This window comes from Salinarimonas sp., assembly GCF_046292825.1.
In the GTDB taxonomy this organism is placed as follows: domain Bacteria; phylum Pseudomonadota; class Alphaproteobacteria; order Rhizobiales; family Beijerinckiaceae; genus Salinarimonas.
Genome location: NZ_JBKBQG010000081.1, coordinates 1 through 8,340 on the forward strand (window position 1 = coordinate 1; position 8,340 = coordinate 8,340).

8 protein-coding genes are annotated in these 8,340 nt (G+C 70.8%); 2 read left to right on the forward strand and 6 right to left on the reverse strand.

From position 1 onward, the window contains the following. Window positions 1-300: 300 nt before the first annotated feature. Window positions 301-1,029, reverse strand: coding sequence for a cytochrome c biogenesis CcdA family protein (locus ACK4UM_RS20540; protein ID WP_409802793.1), 729 nt, complete (start codon window positions 1,027-1,029; stop codon window positions 301-303). A gap of 101 nt (window positions 1,030-1,130) precedes the next feature. Between ACK4UM_RS20540 and ACK4UM_RS20545 the strand changes: the two genes are divergently transcribed. Further along, window positions 1,131-2,162, forward strand: coding sequence for a P1 family peptidase (locus tag ACK4UM_RS20545; RefSeq protein ID WP_409802798.1), 1,032 nt, complete (start codon window positions 1,131-1,133; stop codon window positions 2,160-2,162). Window positions 2,163-2,452: 290 nt separating this feature from the next. On the opposite strand, the gene hslU is transcribed toward ACK4UM_RS20545, so the two are convergent. Further along, the gene (hslU, locus tag ACK4UM_RS20550; RefSeq protein ID WP_409802800.1) at window positions 2,453-3,760 is read right to left on the reverse strand and encodes an ATP-dependent protease ATPase subunit HslU; all 1,308 of its coding nucleotides are present in this window, start codon (window positions 3,758-3,760) and stop codon (window positions 2,453-2,455) included. Between the two features lie 44 nt (window positions 3,761-3,804). Here hslU and ACK4UM_RS20555 point away from each other — a divergent pair, with 44 nt between their 5' ends. Continuing rightward, window positions 3,805-4,398 (forward strand): AAA family ATPase, encoded by a 594-nt coding sequence (locus ACK4UM_RS20555; protein ID WP_409802802.1) that lies wholly within the window; start codon window positions 3,805-3,807, stop codon window positions 4,396-4,398. 245 nt (window positions 4,399-4,643) lie between these two features. Here ACK4UM_RS20555 and hslV read toward each other — a convergent pair whose 3' ends face one another. From hslV to cobU, 4 genes are all read right to left on the reverse strand, one after another. After that, window positions 4,644-5,177, reverse strand: coding sequence for an ATP-dependent protease subunit HslV (hslV, locus tag ACK4UM_RS20560; protein ID WP_409802804.1), 534 nt, complete (start codon window positions 5,175-5,177; stop codon window positions 4,644-4,646). A 105-nt stretch (window positions 5,178-5,282) separates the two neighbouring features. Then, a complete protein-coding gene (locus ACK4UM_RS20565) occupies window positions 5,283-6,755 on the reverse strand; it encodes a cobyric acid synthase (protein ID WP_409802807.1) in 1,473 nt (490 codons plus the stop codon). A gap of 14 nt (window positions 6,756-6,769) precedes the next feature. Continuing rightward, a complete protein-coding gene (gene cobO, locus ACK4UM_RS20570) occupies window positions 6,770-7,381 on the reverse strand; it encodes a cob(I)yrinic acid a,c-diamide adenosyltransferase (RefSeq protein WP_409802811.1) in 612 nt (203 codons plus the stop codon). A 1-nt stretch (window position 7,382) separates the two neighbouring features. Beyond that, window positions 7,383-7,913, reverse strand: coding sequence for a bifunctional adenosylcobinamide kinase/adenosylcobinamide-phosphate guanylyltransferase (gene cobU, locus ACK4UM_RS20575; RefSeq protein ID WP_409802814.1), 531 nt, complete (start codon window positions 7,911-7,913; stop codon window positions 7,383-7,385). Between the last annotated feature and the right edge of the window lie 427 nt (window positions 7,914-8,340).

Genomic DNA, 8,340 nt, shown 5'->3' on the forward strand with positions numbered 1-8,340 from the left:
CGTAGGGGAGGGCGGCCGCGGAGCGTAAGCGAACGCGGTCGGGTGGGGCCCGAGGCTCGGAGGATTCCCGCCCACCCGGGCCCCACCCGGCCGCTGTCGCTGCGCTCCAGCGTCCACCCTCCCCTACGGGAAGGGATCGGCGCGAGAATCCCTCCCCGTAGGGGAGGGTGGCCTCGGAGCGAAGCGAACGAGGTCGGGTGGGGCCCGAGGCTCGGAGGATTTCCGTCCACCCGGGGCCCCACCCGGCCGCTGTCGCTGCGCTCCAGCGTCCACCCTCCCCGACGGGGAGGGAAAATCGCCTCACCCCAAGGTCGCGAGCGCCGGGAACGTCTCGAGCAGCCAGAACGAGGCGGCTTGGATGCCGCCCGTCAGGAAGGCGATGCCGGTGAGGACGAGCAGCGCGCCCATCGTCTTCTCGACGTAAGCGAGCCGCCCCTTCATCCGCTTGAGGAAGGAGACGAAGGGGCGCATCGCGAAGGCGGCGAGGATGAAGGGGATGCCGAGACCCATGGAATAGACGGCGAGCAGAAGCGCCCCGCGCCCGACGCTCGCCTCCGCGCCGGCGACCGCGAGGATCGCCGCGAGAATCGGGCCGATGCAGGGCGTCCAGCCGAAGGCGAAGGCGAGGCCCATCACGTAGGCGCCGCCGAGGCCGGCCGAGGACCCGCCCTGGAAGCGCGCCTCGCGATAGAGGAGCGCGATCCGGAAAACCCCGAGGAAATGCAGACCCATGGCGATGATCGCGACGCCGGCGATCCAGGCGAGCACGTCCATGTATTGGCGCACCATGTGGCCGATCACGGAGGCCGTCGCGCCGAGCGCGGTGAAGACGGTGGTGAAGCCGAGCACGAAGACGAAGGCGGTCAGGAGCGCGCGGCGACGCACGGCCCAATCGTCCGGCGCCTGCATCCGCTCGACCGACGCGCCCGCCAGGTAGGACAGGTAGGGCGGCACCAGCGGCAGCACGCAGGGCGACAGGAAGCTGATGAGACCGCCGAAGACGGCGGCGAGGAGCGTCACGTCAGACATGGAACCGCTTGTAATCCGAACTTCCGCCCGCACGATAGCCTCGAGAACGCGCCTCGCAGCCTCGTGATGGCTCGTGATAGAGGATAGGCGCGCGCGCGGCGATGCGCGAGATCAAGGGCGGGGAACAGATGTCGCGGGCCAATCTCATCACCGATGTCGCAGGCGTGCTCGTCGGCAATGCGCAGGACGCGCGCATCGCGACGGGGGTGAGCGTCGCGCTCTTCGAGGAGCCGGCGGTCGCCGCGGTGTCGATCCTCGGGGGCGCGCCGGCCAATCGCGACACCAACCCGCAGATCGACGGCACCGTCGAGGGGATCGACGCGGTCGTGCTCTCGGGCGGCTCCGGATTCGGGCTCGACGCGGCCGGCGGCGTGCTCGCGCGCCTGCGCGAACTCGGCCGCGGCTTCGCCATCGGGCCGGCACGGGTGCCGATCGCGCCGCAAGCGATCGTGTTCGATCTCCTCAACGGCGGCGACAAGGATTGGGGGCGCTTCCCGCCTTATCTCGCGCTCGGCTACGAGGCGGCGGCGCAGGTCTCGACGCGCTTCTCGCTCGGCACGGCCGGCGCCGGCTACGGCGCGACGACCGTCGATCTCAAGGGCGGGCTCGGCTCGGCGAGCGCGGTGACCTCGCGCGGCCACACCGTCGGCGCGCTCGTCGTCGTCAACGCGATCGGCTCCGCGATCGTCGGCGAGGGCCCGCATTTCTGGGCGGCGCCCTACGAGGTCGGCGACGAGTTCGGCGGCCTCGGCCTGCCGTCCGACATCGCCGAGCGGGCAAGGAAGCTCGCCTGGAAGGGGGGCGCGCAGCCGGCGACGACGATCGCCCTCGTCGCGACCGACGCGGTGCTCACGCGGGCGCAGGCGCGGCGCGTCGCCGTCCAGGCGAACGACGGCCTCGCCCGCGCGCTCAGGATCACGCACGCGCCGATGGACGGAGACACGATCTATTGCGCCGCGACGGGCCGCCTCCCGCTGGGCGAGGAGCCCGTCGCGGCCCTCACCGAGATCGGCTCCGTCGCCGCCGACACGCTCGCCCGCGCGATCGCCCGCGGAATCTACGAAGCGACCGCGCTGCCCTTTGAGAACGCGCTGCCGGCATGGCGGGATCGGTTCGGTGGCGGGGTGCGGTAGGGGGTGTTTTCGAGGAGCCGCCGCTTCTCCTTCCCCTCAGGGGAAGGTGGCCCGGCGCCGAAGGCGACGGGTCGGATGGGGTCATTCGCAGCGAAGCTGCGAAGGGGCGTCGTCGTAGAACGCCGAACGTAAGGAGGCGCCCCACGCCCCTTTCGACCCTTCGGGTCGAAAAAACCCCATCCGTCTCCGACCCCTGTTCGGGGTCGGAGCCACCTTCCCCTGAGGGGAAGGAGAGAGCGGGCGTCGCTCGGCCAGCGCCATGGTCCCTCGCGAGAAGCGCCCCCCTCCCCTCACAGGATGAACCGGCTCAGATCCGCGTTCTTCGCGAGGTCGGCCACCTTCGTGCGCACGTAATCGCCGTCGATGGTGAGCGTCTCGCCGCTCTTTTCGGGGGCGACGAAGGAGATCTCGTCGAGCACGCGCTCGATCACGGTCTGCAGGCGCCGCGCGCCGATGTTCTCGACGTTGGAATTCACCTCGACCGCGATGCGCGCGAGCGCGTCGATGCCGTCCTCGGTGAAGGAGAGCGTCACGCCCTCGGTCTGCAGGAGGGCGACCGATTGCTTGATGAGGCTCGCCTCGGTCTCGGTGAGGATGCGGCGGAAATCGTCGACGTCGAGCGGGTTGAGCTCGACGCGGATCGGAAGCCGGCCCTGCAATTCGGGCAGGAGGTCGGAGGGTTTGGAGACGTGGAAGGCGCCCGACGCGATGAAGAGGATGTGGTCCGTCTTCACCGGCCCGTGCTTGGTGGCGACCGTCGTGCCCTCGATCAAGGGCAGGAGATCGCGCTGCACGCCCTCGCGGGAGACGTCGGCGCCCGAGCGGCCCTCGCGGGCGCAGATCTTGTCGATCTCGTCGAGGAAGACGATGCCGTTGTTCTCCACCTCGCGGATGGCGTCGCCGGTCAGAGCCTCCTGGTCGAGGAGCTTGTCGCTCTCCTCTGCGATCAGCGGCTCGTAGGCGTCCGCGACGTTGATGCGACGCGTCTTCGTGCGCCCGCCGAAGGCCTTGCCGAACATGTCGCCGAGCGAGATCGCGCCCATCTGGGCGCCGGGCATGCCGGGAATGTCGATCATCGGCATGCCGGAGGCGCCGGCCTGCATCTCGATCTCGATCTCCTTGTCGTCGAGCTCGCCCGCGCGCAGCTTCCGGCGGAAGGCGTCGCGGGTCGCCTGGCTCGAGCCCGCGCCGACGAGCGCGTCGAGCACCCGGTTCTCCGCGGCGAGCTCGGCCTTGGCCTTCACCGAGCGGCGGCGGTCCTCCTTGACGAGGCCGATGCCGATCTCGACGAGATCGCGCACGATCTGCTCGACGTCGCGCCCGACATAGCCGACTTCCGTGAACTTCGTCGCCTCGACCTTCAGGAAGGGGGCGTTGGCGAGCTTGGCGAGGCGGCGGGCGATCTCGGTCTTGCCGCAGCCGGTGGGGCCGATCATCAGGATGTTCTTCGGCAGGACCTCGTCCTTCATCGGCCCGGTGAGCTGCTGGCGCCGCCAGCGATTGCGCAGAGCGATCGCGACCGCGCGCTTGGCGTCCGTCTGGCCGACGATGAAGCGATCGAGCTCGGAGACGATCTCGCGGGGGGAGAAGGTGGTCATGCCTGATCCTGTCGTGATACGGACGGGGCGAGAGGGAGACGAGAATGGCTGCACGATTGTGGCTGATCGCCGGCGCCAACGGAGTCGGCAAGACGACCTACGCCTTCCGGCACATCCGGGCGGTGTCTGGAAGCGCGGAATTCGTCAATCTGGACGAGATCGCCCGCGGCATCTCGCCCCTCGACGTCGAGATGGGGCGCATCCGCGCCTCTCGGATCGCGGTGCGGCTGATCGAGGACCTGATCGCCGAGCCCCGCTCCTTCAGCCTCGAGACGACGCTCGCCGGCCGCACGCATCTGCGCACGATCGAGGCCGCGCGAGACGCCGGCATGGAGGTCGTGATCCTCTATTTCGCGGTGCGCGACGTCGAGACCTGCCTCGGGCGCATCGCGCGGCGGGTGGCGGAGGGCGGTCACGACGTGCCCGAGCCGGAAGCGCGCCGACGCTTCGGGCGCTCGCTCGCGAATTTCCCGCTCTATGCCGAGAGGGCCGATCTCTGGCGCGTCTTCGACGCGAATGCCCGCCCGCGCATCGTGGCCGAGGGGCGGCGCGGCTGCATCGCCACCGCCGACGACCTCTCCAGCCTGCCCCAGCCGCTCTCGGCGCATCTCGCCGCTCTGCCGCCTTGCGCGGAGTGACGATCGCCAAGAAGAACCGAAGCTGTCATCCCGGGCCGCGAAGCGGACCCGGGACCCATAACCTCGACGATCGTCCGAGCGCGCATGCCGCGCTCGCTCCTCGACTGTGCAGCATCGACCGTCGGTGAAACGCAGCCTACAGGCTGCGACTGAGACGTCGTGGATATGGGTCCCGGATCGCCTTCGGCGTCCGGGATGACAGCGTGGGGGATGATCGGCGCGCGCCAAGGGCGCCTGAGCGCTCCTCACGTGGCGCTCTCCATCGTCTCCACCACGAGATTGCCGTTCGTGTAGACGCAGATGTCCGCCGCGATCTGGAGCGAGCGGCGCACGATCGTCTCGGCGTCGAGATCGGTTTCCATCAGCGCGCGGGCGGCGGCGAGCGCATAATTGCCGCCCGAGCCGATCGCCATCACCCCGCCGTCGGGCTCGAGCACGTCGCCCGCGCCCGAGAGCAGGAGGCCGACATCCTTGTCGGCGACGAGCATCATGGCCTCCAGGCGGCGCAGATAACGGTCGGTGCGCCAGTCCTTCGTCAGCTCCACGCAGGCGCGCACGAGCTGGGACGGGTATTGCTCGAGCTTGGCCTCGAGGCGCTCGAAGAGCGTGAAGGCGTCGGCGGTGGCGCCGGCGAAGCCGCCGATGACGGAGCCCTTGGCGAGGCGGCGCACCTTCTTGGCGTTGCCCTTCACGATGGTCTGGCCGAGAGAGACCTGCCCGTCCCCGCCGACGACGAGGCGCCCTCCTTTCCGGACCATGAGGATGGTGGTCGCGTGCATGCGCGGGGGCGTCTCGTCTGCGGACACGGGGATACCTCGGCTCGTGACTGTCGAGGGGAGACTTAAGCGCCGTGCGCGGGAATTCCAACCGGGCGGGCGGAGAACTCACCCCCTCCCCGCCTCCCGCGCGATCGCGAGGAGCGCGTCGCAATCGACATGGGCGGCGAGGTGATCGGCGAAGCGGTCGAGGATGTCCTCGACGAGCGCCTCGTAGGCGAGCCCGCCGCTGCCGGCGCCGAGCCGCGCGAGCCAGGCGGCGCGCTGGGCGTCGTCGGCGAAGAGGCCGTGGACATAGGTCCCGCAGACGCGCCCGTCCGGAGAGGCGGCGCCGTCGAGGCGGCCGTCGGCGAGGCGGGCGAAGGGGCGCTCGCTCGCGTCCGCGCCTCGCGTCTCCCCGACATGCATCTCGTAGCCGGCAAGCGCGCTTTCGTCGGCGAGCGCGGTCCCCGTCACCGCCTCGAGCCGCTTCACGCCCGTCAGCACCGTGTCGACCGCGAGGAGCCCGAGCCCCGGCACGACGCGGCCCGCCTCCCCTTCGACGCCGTCGGGATCGGCGATCGTCCGGCCGAGCATCTGATAGCCGCCGCAGAGGCCCAGCACCCGCCCGCCGCGGCGCACATGGGCGGCGATGTCGACGTCCCAGCCCTGCGCGCGCAGGAAGAGGAGGTCGTCGATCGTCGTCTTCGAGCCCGGCAGGAGCACGAGCGCGGCATCGGCGGGGATCGGGGTGCCCGGATCGACGAGGACGAGATCGACTCCGGGCTCCTCGCGCAGGGGGTCGAGATCGTCGAAATTCGAGATGCGCGGCATCACCGGAACCGCGATCGCGATCCGCCCCCCCTCCCCGCGCGGGCGCCGTTCCGCGCGCTCCAACCCCAGCCGGTCTTCGGCCGGGAGCCGCGCGGCATCGTTGAAATGCGGCACGAGGCCGAGCGCGGCCCAGCCGGTGCGCTGCGCGACGAGCCGCATGCCGTCGTCGAACAGGCTCGGATCGCCGCGGAAGCGGTTGACGATGAAACCCTTGATCATCGCGGCGTCGGCGGGATCGAGCACCGCCTTCGTGCCGACGAGCGAGGCGATGACGCCGCCGCGGTCGATGTCCCCCACCAGCACCACGGGCGTCCCCGTCGCGCGCGAAAAACCCATATTGGCGATGTCGCCCGCGCGCAGATTGACCTCCGAGGCCGAGCCCGCGCCCTCGACGAGGACGAGATCGGCCTCTCCCGAGAGGCGCGCGAAGGATTGGAGCACGGCCTCCATCAGACGCGGCTTCCAGGCCTGGTACTCGCGCGCCTTGGCGGTGCCGACCATCCGCCCCTGCACGACGATCTGCGAGCCGATCTCGCTCTGCGGCTTGAGCAGGACCGGGTTCATATGGACGGAAGGCGCGACGCCGGCCGCGCGCGCCTGGAGCGCCTGCGCCCGCCCGATCTCGCCGCCGTCGGCCGTGACGGCCGCGTTGTTCGACATGTTCTGCGGCTTGAACGGCCGCACCTTCAGTCCCGCGCGGGCGAAATGCCGGCACAGGCCCGCCACCAGGAGGGACTTGCCGACATTCGAGCCGGTCCCCTGGATCATGAGGGCGGGCGTCCTCAAAACTCGATCCCCTCCTGCGCCTTCACGCCGGCCGAGAAATGGTGCTTGACGAGGCTCATCTCGGTGACGAGATCGGCGGCTGCGATCAGCTCGGGCTTGGCGTTGCGGCCGGTCACGACGACGTGGAGATCGGGGCGGCGGGCCGCGAGCGTCGCGACCACGTCCGCGAGCGGCAGATAATCGTAGCGAAGCGCGATGTTGAGCTCGTCGAGGATCACCATGCGGATGTCCTCGCGCGCCATCAATTCGCGGGCCTTCCCCCAGGCGCGCTCGGCTGCGGCGATGTCGCGGGCCTTGTCCTGCGTCTCCCAGGTGAAGCCCTCGCCCATCGTGTGCCACTCGATCAGATCGTCGAAGCGGGCGAGCGCGCGCTTCTCGCCGGTCTCCCAGGCGCCCTTGACGAATTGCACGACGCCGACCTTCATCCCCCGCCCGAGCGCGCGCAGCATCAGCCCGAAGGCCGCCGTCGACTTGCCCTTGCCGGGGCCCGTGTTGACGATGAGGAGCCCCTTCTCGATCGTCTTTCCCGCCACTTCCGCGTCCTGGACGGCCTTGCGCTTCTCCATCTTGGCGCGATGGCGGCGCGCCTCCTCGTCATCGATGCTCATCTCATTTCACCGTCATCGGCAGGCCCGCGACCACGAAGAGCACGCGCTCGGCCGCGCTGGCAAGATCCTGATGGAGCCGCCCAGCCGCGTCGCGAAAACGCCGGGCGAGCGCGTTTTCGGGCACGATCCCGAGCCCGACCTCGTTCGAGACGAGGACGAGCGGGCCGCTCGCCTCCCGCGCGGTGGCGACGAGCGCGGCGCATTCGGCCGCGACGTCGCGCTCGGCGAGCATGACGTTCGTGAGCCAAAGCGTCAGGCAATCGACGAGGACGGGCTGCCCGGGAGGGCTCTCGCGGATCGCATCGGCGAGCGCGAGCGGCGCGTCGCGGGTGACCCAGCGCGCATCGCGCCGTCCCCGATGCTCGGCGATCCGCGCCTCCATCTCGGCATCGAAGGCCTGCGCGGTCGCGATATAGAGCCAAGGCGGCGGCGCCTGCGCCACGAGCCCCTCCGCATGCCGGCTCTTGCCCGAGCGCGCACCGCCGAGGACGAGGGTGAGGCGGGGGAGCGGGGGCGTGTGCGACGAGGTCAACGGGGGGCCTCCGTGAGTGGGATCGCGCTCAGACATCGCATCCGCGGCTGGGGAAGGCCAGAGGGAAAGGCCGTTCCCTCCCCTCTCCCGAATGGGACAGGGGCCGGGGGTGAGGGTGTGCGGGTCGCCATTCTGACGACGACGCCTTGCATACCGGCGGCAAGAACGGCCTATGTCGCCCCCTCACCCCTGCCCCTCTCCCGTCCGCGCTATCGTTCGGACAACTCGCTCGAGCGTCGCGACGAGCGCGACCTTGTCCTTCCCCCTTGGGGGAAGGTGGCCCGGCGGCGTAGCCGACGGGTCGGATGGGGGTCGTCGAGGGGGCACCGATACGCCACATCCTGCACGGGCCCCCCCCCCCCCCCCCCCCCCCCCGGGGGGGGGGGGGCCCGCGCCCCCCCCCCCCCCGGGCGGGGCCCCCCCCCAC

Excerpts from the sequence above, each read along its gene's own strand:
- ACK4UM_RS20540 (WP_409802793.1), bottom strand. The coding sequence starts at position 1,029 with ATGTCTGACGTGACGCTCCTCGCCGCCGTCTTCGGCGGTCTCATCAGC.
- ACK4UM_RS20545 (WP_409802798.1), top strand. The coding sequence starts at position 1,131 with ATGCGCGAGATCAAGGGCGGGGAACAGATGTCGCGGGCCAATCTCATC.
- hslU (WP_409802800.1), bottom strand. The coding sequence starts at position 3,760 with ATGACCACCTTCTCCCCCCGCGAGATCGTCTCCGAGCTCGATCGCTTC.
- ACK4UM_RS20555 (WP_409802802.1), top strand. The coding sequence starts at position 3,805 with ATGGCTGCACGATTGTGGCTGATCGCCGGCGCCAACGGAGTCGGCAAG.
- hslV (WP_409802804.1), bottom strand. The coding sequence starts at position 5,177 with ATGCACGCGACCACCATCCTCATGGTCCGGAAAGGAGGGCGCCTCGTC.
- ACK4UM_RS20565 (WP_409802807.1), bottom strand. The coding sequence starts at position 6,755 with ATGATCCAGGGGACCGGCTCGAATGTCGGCAAGTCCCTCCTGGTGGCG.
- cobO (WP_409802811.1), bottom strand. The coding sequence starts at position 7,381 with ATGAGCATCGATGACGAGGAGGCGCGCCGCCATCGCGCCAAGATGGAG.